Raw genomic sequence first — 16,717 nt, 5'->3', positions numbered from 1 at the left:
ATGCCGTTTAAAATTGCAATTCTTGGAACCGGAAACGTGGGTTATCATTTGGCCAGAAGGCTGAAAGAAGTGGACCATGAGGCCAGCATGGTCATAGGACGGGATGCTGAGAAGGCTCGTTCGATGGTCGAGACTTTAAGCCTTAATTCAGCGTATACTTCAGAAACAAACTTCTCTGAAACGCCATTTGACTTTGTGCTCCTGGCAGTACCGGATAAGGCCATTGAAGAGGTCATCAGCCGTTACCGATTTCATAAAAACACCGTGATCATCCACACATCTGGCGCTCAGCCTTTGGATTTATTGAAAGGAGTGGCTCACTGTGGTGTGCTCTATCCGTTTCAGACTTTTACCAAAAACAAGCCTGTAGATTTTGAGCAAATCCCCTTGTTAATCGAGGGAAATAGTGAGCAGAGCGTATCCAAAATCCTTGAACTGGCTACCCTGTTCGGACACGACATCCACCAGGTAAATTCAGCAAAAAGACTAAAAATCCATCTGGCAGCGGTTTTTGCCAGTAACTTCACCAATTACCTCTACACCATAGCCGATGATATTTTGAAAGACACCGGCCTTCAGCTCAGTGACCTCAACCATCTCATGCAGGAAACCGTAGAAAAAGCTATTGAATTAAACCCAAGAATGGCACAAACCGGACCGGCTATACGCCACGACGAAGAAGTAATCCAAAAACACCTGAATTTGCTGGAGCGTCACCCAGACTATAAAACCATCTACACAATAATCAGTGAGCAGATTGGTTTACTAAACAAAAAATGAAAAGACTGATCCGATACGATTTTGTAGGGTTTCTAATTGCGAGTCGCATCCCTAACCTGATCGTGATTGGAGCTACTCAGTACCTCACTGCTTTGTTTCTGGTAAGCACCTACCCTCATAAAAATGAGCAAATAGCAGGTCTTGGTTTTTTTGCAATGGTGGTCAGCACCATGATGATAGCCGCCGGCGGTTACATCATCAACGACTACTACGATCAGAAAATAGACATGATCAACCGGCCACAAAAAGTAGTGGTGGGCACCATGTTTAGAAGGCGCCTGGCCATGTTAGCTCATTTTCTCCTGACACTTGGGGGGATAGGTCTGGGATTTTATCTGGATATCAAAATTGGCGTACTTCATATAGTTTCTTCCTTCTTCCTCTGGTACTACTCCAACTACCTCCGCCGAATCACGCTGATTGGCAATGTAGTCATCGCCATGCTGACGGGACTTACACTTCTTGTCGTGATCGTATACCTACAGCGCAACGAAGTACTGGTCTACATCTATTCGCTCTTCGCCATGGCGATTATCCTGATACGAGAAGTGCTCAAAGACATAGAAGATGTGAAAGGAGACGCCACCTTCGGCTGTCAAAGCATTCCCGTGATCTTCGGTATTCGAGGAGCCAAACTCTTCATCTATCTGGTCTGCCTGGGGAGTGCTGGTCTTCTGGTCTCCTTTCTGATCACCGTAGACATTTGGTTGGTCCGATATTACTTTTTGGGACTCGTTCCCGTTTTTCTCTGGTTTATCTATCGGCTGGTGATGGCAGATCGGCAGAAAGAATACAATTCCCTGGTTAAATTTACCAACCTCATTATCCTATCGGGGCTAGTGAGTATGATACTCATAAAAACATGGATTTGAACATTGCCATTTTTGCATCGGGAAGCGGCACCAATGCCGAGCAGCTAGTCAAACATTTTAGTCAGGTAGACGGAATCAATACCTCTGTCATACTATCCAATAAGCCCGAGGCATACGTGCTGGAACGAGCCAAAAAATTGGGAATTCCGTCCTTCACCTGTTCCAAAACGGAATTTATCTCTTCTGCTTTTCTGAAAGTACTGGCGCGCCATGAGGTTGATTACATTGTATTGGCGGGCTTCCTCTGGAAGATCCCAGACTACCTGATCCAGGCTTTTGAAAATAAAATCATTAACATTCATCCGTCGCTTTTGCCTAAATATGGAGGAAAGGGGATGTACGGAAGTCACGTACATGAAGCTGTCATTGCTCAAAAAGAGAAAACCTCAGGGATCACCATCCACCTGGTCAACGAGAAATATGATGATGGCCGCATCCTTTTTCAGGCGAGTTGTGACATTTCTCCTGAAGACACACCAGATGCCCTTGCTTCGAGAATCCACGCTTTGGAACATCAGTATTTTCCGCAAATAGTGGAGGATTACATCAGGGATAGCACCTTAAAAACATGATAAATCTTTAGCTTTGCAGCTTATTTTCAGATAGATGAGCGAAGTAAAGATCAAATCAGCACTAATTTCAGTTTTTTATAAGGATGGATTGGCTCCAATCGTTGAAAAACTCAACGAATTGGGGGTAAAACTCTACTCCACAGGAGGGACTCAAAAATTCATTGAGGACATGAATGTGGCCGTCACACCGGTGGAAGATATCACCGAGTACCCTTCTATTTTTGGCGGCAGGGTGAAAACCTTACATCCGAAAATCTTCGGAGGGATTCTGCACCGCAGAGACTACGAGGGAGATCAAAAAGAAAAAGAGCAATTTGAAATACCTGCCATCGATCTGGTAATCGTGGACCTCTATCCTTTTGAGGAAACCGTAGCCAGCGGTGCCAGTGAAGAGGATATCATCGAAAAAATAGATATTGGTGGCATTGCACTCATTAGAGGAGCGGCTAAAAACTTTCAGGATGTGCTGATTGTAAGCTCTCGTAACTACTACGGAGATCTGCTGGACCTCCTGAATAACAAAAACGGAAATACGGAACTGGCAGACAGAAAGCTGTTTGCTACCCGGGCCTTTGACACTTCCTCCCATTACGACTCAGCCATTTTTACCTACATGAACAGAGATAATTCTGTTCCTTCATTCAAGGTAAGTGGAGCCAATGGAAAAGTGCTGAGATATGGTGAAAATCCCCACCAGCAGGGAGTGTTTTACGAAGAGTCTGAATCTTATTTTGATCAGATTCATGGCAAGGAGATTTCTTATAACAACCTCGTGGACATAGAGGCTGCCATACAGCTCATTGGAGAATTCAAAGATGAGACAGCCTTTGCAATACTGAAGCACAACAATGCATGCGGCGTAGCCACTGGCAATGATGTCAAAACTGCTTACCAAAAAGCGTTTGCTGCTGACACCATTTCAGCCTTTGGCGGGGTGCTCATTTGCAATCAGGAAATCACCAAGGAAGCTGCCGAAGAAATGCACAGCCTGTTCTTTGAAATATTGATTGCCCCTGCATTCAGCGATGAGGCGCTCACCGTATTACAACAAAAGAAAAACAGAATCCTTTTGGTCCAGAAGAAAAGCTGGAACAGGGAAAAGATCCATAAGAGCATGCTCAACGGCACTTTGGTGCAAGACTATGACAACATCACTGACAATGAGGAACATTTGAAAGTGGTGACCAAAGTAGCTCCATCGACTGAGGACGTAAAGAGCCTCTTGTTTGCTTCAAAAGTTTGTAAACAGTCTAAATCCAACACCATCATTCTGGCAAAAGACGGGCAACTGTACGCCAGTGGTGTAGGGCAAACTTCGCGCGTAGATGCCCTGGAGCAGGCCATTGCCAAGGCTCAGAAGTTTGGTTTTGATCTTCAGGGAGCTGTCATGGCCTCAGATGCTTTCTTCCCATTTCCCGATTGCGTGGAAATAGCCGATAAAGCAGGGATAAAAGCGGTGATCCAGCCAGGAGGCTCAGTGAAAGACCAGCTTTCTATCGACTATTGTGATCAAAATGGCATGTCTATGGTCTTTACAGGAACCCGTCATTTTAAACATTAGTAAAACAGTACAATACATATTAAATTCGTAGCTTTCCCTACCAATAATACAGCGAGCAGAACATGGGTTTTTTTGATTTCTTCAACAGTGACATAGCGATAGACTTAGGCACAGCCAATACCTTAATCATTAGCAAGGACAAAATTGTGGTGGATGAGCCTTCTATCATTGCCATCGACAAAAACAGCAATAAAGTTTTGGCGATAGGTCGTGAGGCGATGCAGATGCATGAAAAAACCCACGAAAATATCAAGACCATCCGTCCTCTTAAAGACGGTGTGATTGCCGACTTCCATGCTGCAGAGCACATGATCAGAGGGATGATTAAAATGATCGACAATGGCAACAAAAAATGGTTGCCCTCTTCTCACAGAATGGTCATCTGCATACCGTCGGGAATCACCGAAGTGGAAAAACGAGCGGTACGTGACTCTGCAGAGCATGCAGGAGCCAAGGAGGTCTACATGATCCATGAACCGATAGCCGCTGCCATCGGTATCGGCATCAACATTGAGCAGCCTATAGGCTCCATGATCGTAGATATCGGGGGAGGTACCACAGAGATCGCTGTTATTGCTTTGAGCGGTATAGTGTGTGACCAGTCCATTCGTGTGGCCGGTGACTCATTCAACAAAGACATTCTTGACTACATGAGACGTCAGCACAACCTGCTGATTGGTGAGCGAACCGCCGAGCGGGTGAAAATTGAGGTAGGATCAGCCCTTACCGAACTGGATGACGGACCGGAAGATTATGAGATCAGAGGTCGTGATTTGATGACGGGTATTCCAAAAGTGATCAAGATCTCTTACTCCGAAATCGCTTTTGCCATTGACAAGTCAGTATCCAAAATAGAAGAAGCTGTACTTAAAGCATTGGAGATATCTCCGCCGGAGCTTTCTGCAGATATCTACGACAATGGTATCTACCTAACAGGGGGTGGTGCATTGCTCAGGGGCCTTGACAAGAGGCTCTCTATGAAAACCAAACTACCAATACATATCGCTGAGGATCCATTGAGAGCAGTGGTAAGAGGCACCGGACTGGCACTGAAAAACCTGAACCAGTTCAAGCCTGTTTTAATGACGTAATTTCTGAATGCAAAATTTACTCTACTTCCTCTATCGGTTTAGAACCTTTGGGTTATTTCTGCTATTGGAAGGGATATGTGCCTGGCTGATTATCGGTTACAACAATCAGCCAAATGCTGCATTCCTTAACTCATCAAACAGGCTGGTAGCCGGCATCAACACCCTCACCAGCAACACCGGAGATTACTTCCAGCTAAAAACGATCAACGATCAACTGATCCGTGAAAACTTGCTTCTGCGTGAGCAACTGGCCAATGTGAGTCTGGGACTTGTGGAAATAGATTCTTCGGTCAGAAAATATAATCTGTTCAAGGCCAAGGTGATCAACAACACATTCCAGCGATCTATGAATTACCTCACTCTGGATGTAGGATCAAAAGATCAGGTGCTACCGGGTATGGGTGTAATAGGTGGGGAAGGAGTTGTTGGTCAGGTGAAGTCTGTATCCGGCAATTTTGCTACGGTCACCTCACTGCTTCATAGAAATCTGATGATTTCCAGCTCTGTAAAACGCACCCGCACCCTCTGTACTGTTCAGTGGGATGGAAACAGCCCCTTGGAAGCTTCATTGAAATACATCCCAAGGCACATCCCCATCAATATTGGGGACACCATTGTCACGTCGGGGTTCAATGCGGTATTCCCTGAAAACATACCAATCGGCACCATCAGCGAGTATCAGTTGGAAGACAACGACGTTTTTTATGAAGCCAAGATCAGTCTGGCTGTGGATTTCAGCTCGCTGGAATATGTGTACCTGGTACAAAATGTAATGAAAGCTGAGCAGGATAGTCTGGAAACCGAAACCCAAATGGTGCAATGATCCGAGTCAACATACAACAGCAGGTTTTGCATTTTATCGTCTTTTTGGTGATACAGATACCTTTTTTGTATAAGCTTATTTTGTTCAATAGTGCTTTCGGTTTTTTCTACATCGGTTTTATTCTCTTTTTGCCTTATGCTTTGAACAGGAGCCTGACCATGGTCATCGCCTTTCTGACAGGCCTCATCATTGATGCCTTTTCAAACACCCCGGGCATACATGCCTCAGCATGCATTCTCGTAGCTTTTGTAAAAGATGGCTGGTTTAACCTCATGATGGGCACCTCCGATGATGATGTTTACCTTGACTGGAATGAATTGAAAGTCTGGGGATCTATCAAATATCTCCTACCTCTTATATTCATTCATCACATCATCATTTTTACAGTAGAAAATGGTGGATTTAATTCATTCGGATTTTTGTTCAGTAAAATACTATACAGCGCTCTGTATAGTTTCATCATTGTATTTGGGCTCAGCTTCCTGATGGCCCCGAAAGCAAGAAGAATATGAACACCAGAGCAATCATCATACAAGGTTTTATTTTGTTGGTGGCACTCATCTTTTCTATCCGTTTGTTCTCCATACAGGTGATAGACGATGAGTATAAGCTAGCTGCTGAGAACAACATTGTTCAGAAAATAGTGGATTACCCTTTCCGCGGGTTGATGTACGATCGGTTTGGCGAACTGATGGTTTACAACACGCCTGTGTATGACCTCATGATTGTGCCCAAGGAAGTGAACCTGAGCGATTCCTCCGATTTAATAAAGCTTTTAGAAATTGACCATCAGACCTTCGTGTCCAGGTATCAGAAGGCCCGAAAGTATTCCTCTATTCTGGCATCCAAGTTTATGGAGCAGATACCCAATGATTTTTTCGCCAAAATACAAGATCGGTTGGTCGCCTATGATGGCTTCTATGTGCTACCCCGTACAGTAAGAGGCTATCAGCACAACATGCTCTCCAATACACTGGGATATGTGGGCGAGATCAACAGGAGTCAGATTATCCGGGACACCAGCAACTACTACAAGTCTGGTGACTACATTGGGATTTCCGGGGTAGAAAAGCAATATGAAGAAAAGCTCAGGGGCAAAAGAGGACTGAGGTATAAGATTGTCAACGTTCAGGGCGTGGAGAAAGGAAAGTTTAGGGACGGAGCCTTCGATACGGTGTCTATTCCTGGCAAGAGCATTCACCTCACCATCAATACGGAACTTCAGGAGTATGCCGAAAAGTTACTGAAAGGTAAAGTGGCGGGTTTAGTAGCCATTGATCCGAGAACCGGTGAAATACTAGCGATGGTTTCCACACCTTCCTATGATCCTGCGCTACTCAGTGGGCGAGATCTGGGTAAAAATTTCCAGAAGATCAGAGAGGACTCTCTTACTCCGCTTTTCAACCGGCCTTTGCAGGCCATGTATCCTCCGGGATCTATGTTTAAGACCCTCCAGGCGCTCATCGCCATGGAGGAAGGTGTATTGAGGCCCAGAGAACAGATCTACTGTGAAGGCAACCTCATCGGTGATCTCGCTCCCATCGGGAGTTATGATGTGGTAAAAGCCATCACCTATTCGTCGAATAATTACTTCTACAAGGTATTCAAAAGGGTGATCGAACAAGGTGAGCACGAAAGCAGGTTTATTGATTCGCGAATAGGATTGGAAAAATGGAACGGGTATGTCAATCAATTTGGGCTGGGCCGCAGACTGGGCGTGGACATTCCCAATGAACAAGCCGGGTTGGTCCCCAATATTCAATATTACGACCGATACATTGGCACCAACCGGTGGGCATTCAGCAATATCTACTCCCTCAGCATCGGACAGGGTGAGCTGCTCGTTACCCCACTACAGATGGCTAACCTTGGAGCCATATTAGCCAATAAAGGATACTATTATACACCGCACATTGTAAAATCAGTGGAAGGCGAACCCGCCCTGAAAATTGAAAAAAACAGCATTGACATTAAGCCTGAGTATTTTGGAGTGGTGATAGACGGTATGGAGAAAGTGATAGAGGAAGGTTCCGGTAGACGCGCGTATATCCCTGATTTGCCCATATGTGGCAAAACCAGTACGGTAGAAAACCCCCATGGAATGGACCACTCCGGCTTTATGGGTTTTGCTCCAAAGGACGATCCGCAGATAGCCATAGCAGTCTATGTGGAAAATGCCGGCTGGGGTGGACGTGCTGCAGGTAGCACAGCCAGTCTAGTGATAGAAAAATACATCAAAGGAGAAATCTCCAGACCGTGGGTAGAGGAGTTTGTTCTGAAGGGAGACTTCCTGGATGAAAAGCAGAAAAAGACATTGAAAGAAATGAACATGGCCAAGCTTAACCAATGAGAAACGATCAACTCATCAATAAGCTCGATTGGCAGGTAATACTGATTTACCTGATCCTGGTATTCGGCGGGTGGCTCAACATTTATGCGGCGGACTACGACCCGGACGTGAACAATGGCATACTCAACTTCAGCATGAGTTCGGGAAAGCAGTTGATCTGGATAGGCTCCTCTTTTCTGCTCATCGCATTGATCATGCTGCTGGATTTTCGCTTTTATGACTCCTTCGCTTACATTATTTATGGAATTCTGATCTTTCTGCTGATAGTCGTCTTGATCCTTGGTAAGGAAGTGGCCGGGTCCAAATCCTGGTTTGAGCTAGGCGCTTTCAAATTCCAGCCGGCTGAATTCACCAAGTTTGCTGCGGCGCTTGGTCTGGCCAAGTACCTGAGCAAGTCCACACGTAAATCTTCAGACCTGAAGGTTCAAAGTATTGGATTTCTTTTCATTGGGTTACCCATGATCCTCATCATATTACAAGGTGACCTGGGAAGTGCCATGGTGTTCGGTAGTCTTATTTTGGTCATGTTCAGAGAAGGAATGCACCCCCTCATACTTATCCTCGGCTTGGGTGTTATCATTCTTTTTCTTCTCACCCTGCTGGTCAGTCAAACGGTATTGCTCATCGGGATAGTGGTGGTCACATTGCTGGCGCTGGGCCTGGTGGCCAAGTCTCCACCTAAAATTGCCATTGTGCTTATTGCAGGACTTCTCACAGCGGGATTTATCCGAAGTGTGGACTTCATACTGACTGATGTACTCAAACCACATCAGCAAAAGCGTGTGATGTCTCTGATCAATCCCAATGCTGATCCCCTGGGAGTAGGTTGGAATGTGACCCAATCTAAAATTGCCATCGGATCTGGAGGCCTCACCGGAAAAGGTTATTTGGAGGGTACACAGACAAAGTTTGACTTTGTGCCAGAGCAAACCACAGATTTCATTTTCTGCACCATCGGTGAAGAGCAGGGCTGGATCGGTAGTTTTTTGTTGGTGGCATTGTTCAGCACACTGTTCGTGCGCCTCATCTATCTGGCCGAACGACAAAAATCCTCCTTTGCTCGTATCTATGGTTACGGGGTGGCCTCTATCCTTTTCTTCCACTTTGCAGTGAATATAGCCATGACGATTGGGCTGTTTCCGGTCATCGGTATTCCGCTACCCTTTTTCAGCTATGGAGGTTCATCCCTTTGGGGATTTTCAATCCTGCTCTTTTCTTTTCTGAAATTGGATGCCCACAGGATGCAGGTACTTCAGCGGTGGTGATAAATCTTATCTGAATTTTCTAAAGACTACTTTCAGGAGTTCCTTGACCTCCTCACTGTTCATGTCCCAGGCACGCTCCTTGGCATAAGTTTGCACCAGCAATTCCACGGCATCATCAAAAGATTCACAAGCCTCAATGGCGGCTATGGCTTCCGTGAAAGCCTCGCGGCTACCATCAAACAACTCCTTGGTAAACATGTATCGATGATTCACGGAGATCGCTTCCATGATCGTTTGCACCTTCTTTTGCTCCAGCTGATCAGCAAGGGTATTACTTTTCTTGCTAAAGGTGTCATTGATCGTTTCTCCGGCCTCTGGAAATTGTTCGTTTACAGATTCTTCAGGCGCTATTTCCTCATCTGGAGTTTCTTCTGGCCAATCCTCCGCAGCAGACGAATGCTCGGCCACTTCTTTGGTATCTTCCTCCTCTTCAGGTTGTACCTCTTCATCAGATTCTACCTCCTCTTCGTCTAATGGCTCTTCCTCTACCTCCGTGGTTGCTTCCACTTCATCAGATGATGCCTCCTCTTCCTCCTCAGCCGCTTCAAAACTCAGCTCCTCATCTTCCTCTTCGTTGGCTTCCGGCTCTTCAATGACTTCACGCTCCAATTCTTCATCTTCATATGCCTCTTCGTCTGAGTAAAACTCCACCTCCTCCTCTTCATCAGGCTCCTCTTCCATCAAATCATCCTCCATTTCGGGAATCTCCTCCTCGCTTTCCTCATGGCTCTCGAAAGAGTCTTCATCCATGAAGAGCTCCTCTTCTGACAATGGGACTACCCGTGACAGGAGTTCCAACTCATGAGCTACTACCTCCGCAGTATCCAGTTCGTCAAAGTGGGCCTCGGCATTGTCCAGAAACTCATCCAGAGACACTTCGTTATTTTCTTCGAAGAAAGATTGAACCTCTTCTTTATGAAGCCTAAGGTATTTGAGGATAGGTTTGGTAAGTTTCTCATTCACCTGAGGCACATCCAGGGCGTCAAACTCCATGATGAGGTAGCTCCCCGGGTCTGCTGCAATCAGCAGCGTATCAGCCACCGCTTCCTCCAACATGCCCACCAGGTGCTCCTTACCCATCTCTATATGCTGAGACAGGGTGTTCATAAACTGAACCATGGCTTTTCTTACTTCCGTATTCTTATAATTAAAAAACGGGCTCTCAAGCCGTTTCATTTCCTCTTGCCACTTGCGAAAGAGGATTTTTAATACAAAAAAATTAACCTGCTTGGAAGGAGTCAGGCTGAGTATTTGCTTACCGGAAATTTTCTCTTTTTGCTGAAAAAAATCAGAGGCGATTTTTTCGGAAAACTCTTCACTATATTCCTTTATAAACTCATCGTTTAGTTTCCTTTGCATAAGAATGGAAGATTGAAATGCCTGAAGTCACAATAAAAAACCTCAATAGTAAAACTATTCATTGCAACTCTAAAACGGAAAAACTTCTGGATATTTTACTGACGGAAACAGACTGGATGCATGCCTGTGGCAAAAAAGGTAAGTGCACCACCTGCACCACAGAGATTCTAGCAGGACAAGATGCCCTGAGTGGGTATACGGAGGCTGAAAGGAGATTTATTAACTTAGGGAGATTAAAAGAAGGTGACCGTCTGGCATGTCAGGCAGAAGTGCATGGAAATGTGACTGTAAAGGCACCTGGTGCATATAAACTTCCACACATTGATTATTCTGAATAGATGTTTGTAGAACCCAATATTGGAGGCAGGTCCATCAGCAAGGCTGGCTGGGTAGAAGTGATTTGCGGATCCATGTTTTCAGGAAAAACCGAAGAACTCATCCGTAGGCTCAACCGGGTACTGATCGCCCAGCAAAATGTAGAGATTTTCAAGCCTACCATCGACAAGCGGTACTCCAAAAAAAAGGTGGTGTCCCATAATGAAAATGCCATTCACTCCACACCGGTCAATTTCGCTCATGACATCCTCCTGCGTGCGGGACACTGTGATGTAGTAGGTATTGATGAAGCACAGTTCTTCGACGATGAAATTATTTCGGTTTCCAATGAACTGGCCAATCAGGGAAAAAGAGTGATCATTGCCGGACTTGACATGGATTTTATGGGGAAGCCATTTTCCCCAATGGACCAACTGATGGCCACCGCAGAATACATCACCAAAGTACACGCCATCTGTATGGAATGCGGAAATATCGCTTCTTACTCCTACCGACGGACTAAATCCAAGCAAACCGTCGTTCTAGGTGAAAAAGATGTTTATGAGGCCTTATGCAGAAAGTGTTTTTATGAAAAAATGGATCACAAGCCTCGTTAGTTTCTGGTCAGTCGCACTGACCTTTTGTTTTGCTCAGAATATCCCCATCGATACGTGGCGAACTCACTTCAGCTACAACAATGCACGGATACTGGAGGGGGGCAATGGAAAAATCTTTTGTGCAGTAGAGAACGGTCTCTTTTATATAGATCTGGCAACTGGGGCCATCAATACCCTTTCAAAAACCGATGGGCTCTCAGATGCAGGGATCACTGCCCTCAGCTATAGCGAAGACTTCAAGACACTGGTGATCGGTTATGAGTCGGGGTTGGTGGATCTGCACCACGATGGGAAGGTGACGACCATTAGGGACATAAAGAACGCCACCCTGGTGGGGAGCAAAAAAATCCACCAGATTATCACACATGGGCAACTGGCTTATGTGGGAACCAGCTTCGGGATTATTGTCGTTTCTCTGGAAAGACAGGAAATAGTAGACAATCATCGCTCCTTTGGCCCCAATGCCACAGATGTCACGGTCACCGAAATGTTGGTATTTGGGGAACGACTATTCGCCATTACCAATGCAGGGCTTTTGAGTGCCTCCCTTCAGAGTAATCTTTCTACTTACACCAGCTGGATACTGGAAGCAGATAGTGCCAGCTTCAGCCACCTGACGGCCACCAGTGAAAACGTGTTTGTCATCAAAAACGACACGCTCATTGCTCAACGAGTGGGTAATCAATGGATAGATGCCAGCTGGGCGAGCGATGAATCGATAATAGACATGAAAGCTGATCATGAATTTCTCTATCTGTTGACTTCCTCCAATATTCATCAATATCAAAGCACTGGCCCCACTGCGCTAAAGTCTATTGCTCACCTTCAGGCCAATACATTCCTGCCATCTGATGGCTTTTGGATTGGTGATCTCCGCTCCGGGCTTATTGATCCTGCCGGGCAGTCCATTACCCCCAATGGCCCTTTGAGTGATGACATCACCGAAATCAGGTACATAGATCAGCATTGCTATGCCTTTTATGGTCCTCATCCTGAAGACTATTATGGGCAAACCGACTCACTGGGCTATAGCCTTTTTGATAATACCTCCTGGGGCACTGAGACAATCGAGGGATTTTATAACATCACAGACGTGGCTTTCTTTGAAAATAACCACTACTTCTCCTCAACCGGATATGGTCTTTATAATCAAACCGAAGGTTCCCTGGTGACTGGCCTCTCCAAAAACCTGGAAGGTTACGACCCACTCATCCCTCAACTCACCACTTCATCAGACCTGCTCTATATCCCCTCCTACGAAAGTGGAGAGCCCCTTTACACCCTGGATGAAGCGGGTGAACTCAATCCCTATAGCCTCTCCTTTATAGGCACTTCCTTTCCCCTGGCCGTATCCCTCTCCCAAAGGGGGGTTCTCTGGATCACCAGAGGCATTAACGATGGTGGAGGATTTATTGCTCTAAACCTGAACAATCAGGATTTTAGGGAGCTGACCACTGCTGATAAGATCCCCTCCAATCAGATCAACGGTGTAGCCATTGACCTGAGCGATGAAACCTGGATAGCCACTGTGGGCGGGCCAGCGATTTTCACAGAAGCATCATTCATTTTTGACGACCTCAATGCCATTATCCCTATTTATGATAATAAAGAGGTCTTTGAGGATGAGAGCGTGACGGCCATTGCGGTAGATGGGGGCAATAGAATCTGGATGAGCACCAGAGAAGGTCTTTGGATTTTTGATAACAGTTTGAGTCAACTCGAGGCCCATTTCACCACGGATAATTCGCCACTTCCTTCCAATATGGTATTAAAGATGGCCTACAATTCAAAAAACGGTGAGATGTTCATCCTTACAGAAAAAGGGCTCGTTTCCTACAGAAGCGGGTCATCGGCAGGTGGAATCACCAATCGGTCCGTCTCTGTCTTCCCCAACCCGGTGCGCCCGGGATATGAAGGAATGGTGGGCATAACCGGACTGGTGCGTGATGCCTCGGTGAAAATCACAGATGTAAACGGTAAGCTTATCCGTGAGGTAGCGGCTAAAGGCGGCACCGCCTCCTGGGATTTGCTGGACTACAATGGTCAAAGAGTAAGGTCCGGGATTTATATCCTGTTCAACGCCTCTCAGGATGGTTCAGAAACACACATTGGCAAAATAGCCGTGATAAACTAATGGTCACAAAAACCAGGGGTATTGTTATCAAATACCTGAAGTATCAGGAATCCAGCATCATCGTTCAGATTTTTACCGAACAGTACGGACTCATGTCCTTCATGGTCAATGGTATCAGAAGCCCCAGGTCGAAGCGCAGTATCGGCTACTTTCAGGCCTTTTCTCTACTGGAGCTGGTCGCTTACATCAAACCCAACCGATCGATTCAGAGGCTTTCAGAATACAAATATTACGCCACGGCTCACCATATTCAGCAAGACATTCGCAAGGGAACCATTGTACTTTTCCTATCGGAAATTCTGAGCAAACTACTCACCCATGAGCAGGGCGAATCACACGAAAGACTGTTCGCCTTTCTATCCAATGCCATAATTACATTCGACAGCCTCCAATCAGAAATCGAAAATTTTCACCTTCATTTCTTACTTAAAATGTTGCCATTTGTTGGCCTGGATGTGGAGGATGGCACAGCCCTCATTCATAGTATGGAGCTGGAAATGATCGAGGAAGATCATAATCTTATTACCTTTATATCAAGCATCATTAGTTCGGATTACACTGAGCCTGTGCATGGATCAGGTGCTTTACGGTTCAAAGCCCTGGAACTTATTTTGAATTACTACGAGCATCATACTACCCAGCTTGGTGAGATCAAATCTTTAAAAGTGTTGCACCAAGTGTTCAGATAATTGTACAAATGATTTTATTTTTGAGCTAACCCAATAATCTCTATGAACAACACTCTCTACAGTGAAGTCCCCTCACTAGATCTTGCAGATTTCACCTCCGGGGATGCTGCTACCAAAAGTAAGTTTGTCAACGATCTGGGACATGCTTATCAAAACATTGGATTTGTGGCCATCAAGAACCACGGCCTCTCAGATGATCTGACCAAGCAGCTTTATGAGTCTGTACAGAAGTTTTTCATGCTCCCGGATGAAGTGAAGCTGAGGTATGAAAAGAAAGAACTGGCGGGTCAGCGTGGCTATATCAGCAAAGGCAGGGAAAAAGCCAAAGGCAGAAATACCGGAGATCTGAAGGAGTTTTACCATGTGGGGCAGCCCACGGAGAATAAGTTGGATGAATATCCTGAAAATATCTGGCCCGAAGAGGTTCCGGAGTTTGAGGCCCTGACATTGGAAGCTTTCAAGACCCTGCAGGAAGCGGGCATTCAAATGCTCAGAGCCATCGCCCTACACCTGGGATTGGACGAGCTGTATTTTGATGATAAAGTCCGTCAGGGAAACAGTATTCTCAGACAGATTCATTACTTCCCAATAGAAAACCCCGATGAAATACCCGCAGATGCGGTGCGAGCCGCCGAACACGGAGACATCAACCTGATCACGCTGCTCATGGGGGCGAGTGCTGACGGACTCCAGGTACTCAGGAGAGATGGCACATGGATTCCGATTACGGCTCTGCCGGATCAGATCGTGGTGAATGTAGGGGATATGCTGGACAGGCTCACCAACCATAAATTAAAATCAACCATCCACCGGGTGGTGAACCCACCAAGAGAAAAAATGGGAACCTCTCGCTTTTCTATTCCCTTTTTCATGCACCCCATTTCCTCCATGGACCTTACCTGTCTGGACAGCTGCGTGGATGCTGATCACCCCAAGCAATATGAAGATGTTACCGCCGGAGAATTTTTGGATGAAAGATTGAGAGAAATCGGATTGAAATCCTAATGTCGGTCAGAAGGGTCAGATACCTCATATTTCTAAGGGATGTCCTGATCCTTAGTGTTACCTCATTTGGTGGTCCTACGGCACACTTGGCGCTGATTCTGGACATGATGGTGACCAAGCGGGGTTACCTGTCGGAGACCGACCTGATGGAGCTTTACGCCCTCTGTCAGATACTGCCCGGCCCCACTTCCACACAAACCATTACCGCCATTGGATTTAAAATCGGTGGACCAAGCCTGGCCTACCTCACGCTGCTCATTTGGGCCCTGCCAGCACTCACCATCATGATTTGTATGGGTATTATGGTGAATGTCTTTCAGGATATGGACATCTCACTGTCATTTCTTAAGTTCATACAGCCTATTGCCGTGGGTATCGTGGCATACTCAGCCTATAGAATCTCCAGTAGCGTGGTGAGTTCGCGTACGGGCTTTTTCCTGATGATTATTTCCACCATGGCTTCCTATATATTCAGAACACCATGGGCCTTTCCTATCATGCTGCTGATAGGTGGATCCATTACAGCCTTCAAATTCAAACAACAGCCACTAGAAGAGAAATCAACCATCAAAATCAATTGGTCCAACTTTATTCTATGGATCTCTGTACTGGTCTTCGCTGCGGTGCTTGGTGGAGTGACGCAGTATCTTCCCATCAGGCTATTTGAAAATTTTTATAGAAATGGAAGCCTGATTTTTGGGGGAGGCCAGGTGCTGGTACCGCTGCTTTACACGGAGTTTGTCGAATTCAAAGGCTGGCTCACCTCAGAGGAGTTTCTTTCTGGTTACGGATTTGTGCAAGCGCTCCCCGGGCCTGTATTTTCATTCAGTGCCTATGTGGGGGCCGTGAGTATGCACAATACGGATATTCCGCAGCAAATACTGGGTGGCGTGATGGCAGCTGCCGGAGTATTCTTGCCCGGCACCTTCTTCATCTTCTTTGTGAGTAGGTTTTGGGAGGATTTGAAAAAATATCGAATGGTCAAAGCCTCGCTCGAGGGCATCAACGCTGTGAGCTCCGGAATGGTGATCGCTGCGGCTTTTTTCCTGTTTGAGCCCATTGCCCCCACCACCCTCAACTACTCCCTAATGCTAGGAACAATGTGCCTGATGTTCTTCACCAAGGTGCCTACCCCTGTGATTATCCTGGTGGGCCTGATTACGGGGATTATTCTGAAATAGGGCTCTGCATTATTGCTCGGTTGCCGGATAGGGAAAAGCGGGGGACATAGTGATCTGGGATAAACCCTTCCCCGTGAAGTCGTAAAACAAAAAAAGCCCGGAA

Annotated in this window: 16 protein-coding genes; 15 read left to right on the top strand and 1 reads right to left on the bottom strand. The window is 46.0% G+C overall.

Translation table 11 applies throughout. From position 1 onward, the window contains the following. The 9 genes from GV030_RS13025 (at window position 1) to rodA (ending at window position 9,314) form a co-directional block, all read left to right on the top strand. Complete coding sequence (locus GV030_RS13025) at window positions 1–780, top strand: Rossmann-like and DUF2520 domain-containing protein (RefSeq protein ID WP_159582748.1); 780 nt, start codon at window positions 1–3, stop codon at window positions 778–780. Then, window positions 777–1,652 carry a geranylgeranylglycerol-phosphate geranylgeranyltransferase gene (locus GV030_RS13020; RefSeq protein ID WP_159582747.1) on the top strand — a complete coding sequence of 292 codons (876 nt, stop codon included), beginning with the start codon at window positions 777–779 and terminating at the stop codon, window positions 1,650–1,652. Before GV030_RS13025 ends, GV030_RS13020 begins: the two co-directional genes overlap by 4 nt. After that, window positions 1,643–2,224 carry a phosphoribosylglycinamide formyltransferase gene (gene purN, locus GV030_RS13015; protein WP_159582746.1) on the top strand — a complete coding sequence of 194 codons (582 nt, stop codon included), beginning with the start codon at window positions 1,643–1,645 and terminating at the stop codon, window positions 2,222–2,224. Before GV030_RS13020 ends, purN begins: the two co-directional genes overlap by 10 nt. 34 nt (window positions 2,225–2,258) lie before the next feature. Further along, on the top strand, window positions 2,259–3,785 hold the full coding sequence (purH, locus tag GV030_RS13010; protein ID WP_159582745.1) for a bifunctional phosphoribosylaminoimidazolecarboxamide formyltransferase/IMP cyclohydrolase: 1,527 nt from the start codon (window positions 2,259–2,261) through the stop codon (window positions 3,783–3,785). Window positions 3,786–3,847: 62 nt separating this feature from the next. Then, window positions 3,848–4,876 carry a rod shape-determining protein gene (locus GV030_RS13005; RefSeq protein WP_159582744.1) on the top strand — a complete coding sequence of 343 codons (1,029 nt, stop codon included), beginning with the start codon at window positions 3,848–3,850 and terminating at the stop codon, window positions 4,874–4,876. 7 nt (window positions 4,877–4,883) lie between these two features. Next, the gene (gene mreC / locus GV030_RS13000) at window positions 4,884–5,699 is read left to right on the top strand and encodes a rod shape-determining protein MreC (RefSeq protein WP_159582743.1); all 816 of its coding nucleotides are present in this window, start codon (window positions 4,884–4,886) and stop codon (window positions 5,697–5,699) included. Next, on the top strand, window positions 5,696–6,211 hold the full coding sequence (locus tag GV030_RS12995; protein WP_159582742.1) for a hypothetical protein: 516 nt from the start codon (window positions 5,696–5,698) through the stop codon (window positions 6,209–6,211). Before mreC ends, GV030_RS12995 begins: the two co-directional genes overlap by 4 nt. After that, window positions 6,208–8,049 carry a penicillin-binding transpeptidase domain-containing protein gene (locus tag GV030_RS12990; RefSeq protein ID WP_159582741.1) on the top strand — a complete coding sequence of 614 codons (1,842 nt, stop codon included), beginning with the start codon at window positions 6,208–6,210 and terminating at the stop codon, window positions 8,047–8,049. Before GV030_RS12995 ends, GV030_RS12990 begins: the two co-directional genes overlap by 4 nt. Beyond that, window positions 8,046–9,314 carry a rod shape-determining protein RodA gene (gene rodA / locus GV030_RS12985; RefSeq protein ID WP_159582740.1) on the top strand — a complete coding sequence of 423 codons (1,269 nt, stop codon included), beginning with the start codon at window positions 8,046–8,048 and terminating at the stop codon, window positions 9,312–9,314. Before GV030_RS12990 ends, rodA begins: the two co-directional genes overlap by 4 nt. Window positions 9,315–9,320: 6 nt before the next feature. Here rodA and GV030_RS12980 read toward each other — a convergent pair whose 3' ends face one another. Continuing rightward, window positions 9,321–10,673, bottom strand: coding sequence for a hypothetical protein (locus GV030_RS12980; RefSeq protein ID WP_159582739.1), 1,353 nt, complete (start codon window positions 10,671–10,673; stop codon window positions 9,321–9,323). 17 nt (window positions 10,674–10,690) lie between these two features. Between GV030_RS12980 and GV030_RS12975 the strand changes: the two genes are divergently transcribed. Genes GV030_RS12975 through chrA form a run of 6 tightly spaced genes read left to right on the top strand, consistent with a single transcriptional unit; the run spans window position 10,691 to window position 16,614 of the window. Then, entirely contained in the window at window positions 10,691–11,011 is a 321-nt protein-coding gene (locus GV030_RS12975) for a 2Fe-2S iron-sulfur cluster-binding protein (protein WP_159582738.1), read from the top strand. Beyond that, the gene (locus GV030_RS12970) at window positions 11,012–11,605 is read left to right on the top strand and encodes a thymidine kinase (RefSeq protein WP_159582737.1); all 594 of its coding nucleotides are present in this window, start codon (window positions 11,012–11,014) and stop codon (window positions 11,603–11,605) included. Further along, window positions 11,577–13,739 carry a hypothetical protein gene (locus tag GV030_RS12965; RefSeq protein WP_159582736.1) on the top strand — a complete coding sequence of 721 codons (2,163 nt, stop codon included), beginning with the start codon at window positions 11,577–11,579 and terminating at the stop codon, window positions 13,737–13,739. The genes GV030_RS12970 and GV030_RS12965 overlap by 29 nt, the downstream gene beginning before the upstream one ends. Continuing rightward, the gene (gene recO, locus GV030_RS12960; RefSeq protein WP_159582735.1) at window positions 13,739–14,428 is read left to right on the top strand and encodes a DNA repair protein RecO; all 690 of its coding nucleotides are present in this window, start codon (window positions 13,739–13,741) and stop codon (window positions 14,426–14,428) included. Before GV030_RS12965 ends, recO begins: the two co-directional genes overlap by 1 nt. A gap of 42 nt (window positions 14,429–14,470) precedes the next feature. After that, window positions 14,471–15,433, top strand: coding sequence for an isopenicillin N synthase family oxygenase (locus tag GV030_RS12955; RefSeq protein ID WP_159582734.1), 963 nt, complete (start codon window positions 14,471–14,473; stop codon window positions 15,431–15,433). Continuing rightward, window positions 15,433–16,614, top strand: coding sequence for a chromate efflux transporter (gene chrA, locus GV030_RS12950; protein ID WP_159582733.1), 1,182 nt, complete (start codon window positions 15,433–15,435; stop codon window positions 16,612–16,614). The genes GV030_RS12955 and chrA overlap by 1 nt, the downstream gene beginning before the upstream one ends. Window positions 16,615–16,717 lie beyond the last annotated feature (103 nt).

The sequence above is a fragment of the Marinoscillum sp. 108 genome (assembly GCF_902506655.1).
GTDB lineage: Bacteria > Bacteroidota > Bacteroidia > Cytophagales > Cyclobacteriaceae > Marinoscillum > Marinoscillum luteum.
This window is presented reverse-complemented; position numbering and strand designations above follow the sequence as displayed.

Coding starts and splice junctions, on each gene's coding strand:
- purN (WP_159582746.1), top strand. CDS start 1,643: ATGGATTTGAACATTGCCATTTTTGCATCGGGAAGCGGCACCAATGCC.
- mreC (WP_159582743.1), top strand. CDS start 4,884: ATGCAAAATTTACTCTACTTCCTCTATCGGTTTAGAACCTTTGGGTTA.
- GV030_RS12990 (WP_159582741.1), top strand. CDS start 6,208: ATGAACACCAGAGCAATCATCATACAAGGTTTTATTTTGTTGGTGGCA.
- recO (WP_159582735.1), top strand. CDS start 13,739: ATGGTCACAAAAACCAGGGGTATTGTTATCAAATACCTGAAGTATCAG.
- GV030_RS13025 (WP_159582748.1), top strand. CDS start 1: ATGCCGTTTAAAATTGCAATTCTTGGAACCGGAAACGTGGGTTATCAT.
- chrA (WP_159582733.1), top strand. CDS start 15,433: ATGTCGGTCAGAAGGGTCAGATACCTCATATTTCTAAGGGATGTCCTG.
- GV030_RS12965 (WP_159582736.1), top strand. CDS start 11,577: ATGAAAAAATGGATCACAAGCCTCGTTAGTTTCTGGTCAGTCGCACTG.
- GV030_RS13020 (WP_159582747.1), top strand. CDS start 777: ATGAAAAGACTGATCCGATACGATTTTGTAGGGTTTCTAATTGCGAGT.
- GV030_RS12975 (WP_159582738.1), top strand. CDS start 10,691: ATGCCTGAAGTCACAATAAAAAACCTCAATAGTAAAACTATTCATTGC.
- GV030_RS12955 (WP_159582734.1), top strand. CDS start 14,471: ATGAACAACACTCTCTACAGTGAAGTCCCCTCACTAGATCTTGCAGAT.
- rodA (WP_159582740.1), top strand. CDS start 8,046: ATGAGAAACGATCAACTCATCAATAAGCTCGATTGGCAGGTAATACTG.
- purH (WP_159582745.1), top strand. CDS start 2,259: ATGAGCGAAGTAAAGATCAAATCAGCACTAATTTCAGTTTTTTATAAG.
- GV030_RS12980 (WP_159582739.1), bottom strand. CDS start 10,673: ATGCAAAGGAAACTAAACGATGAGTTTATAAAGGAATATAGTGAAGAG.
- GV030_RS13005 (WP_159582744.1), top strand. CDS start 3,848: ATGGGTTTTTTTGATTTCTTCAACAGTGACATAGCGATAGACTTAGGC.
- GV030_RS12970 (WP_159582737.1), top strand. CDS start 11,012: ATGTTTGTAGAACCCAATATTGGAGGCAGGTCCATCAGCAAGGCTGGC.
- GV030_RS12995 (WP_159582742.1), top strand. CDS start 5,696: ATGATCCGAGTCAACATACAACAGCAGGTTTTGCATTTTATCGTCTTT.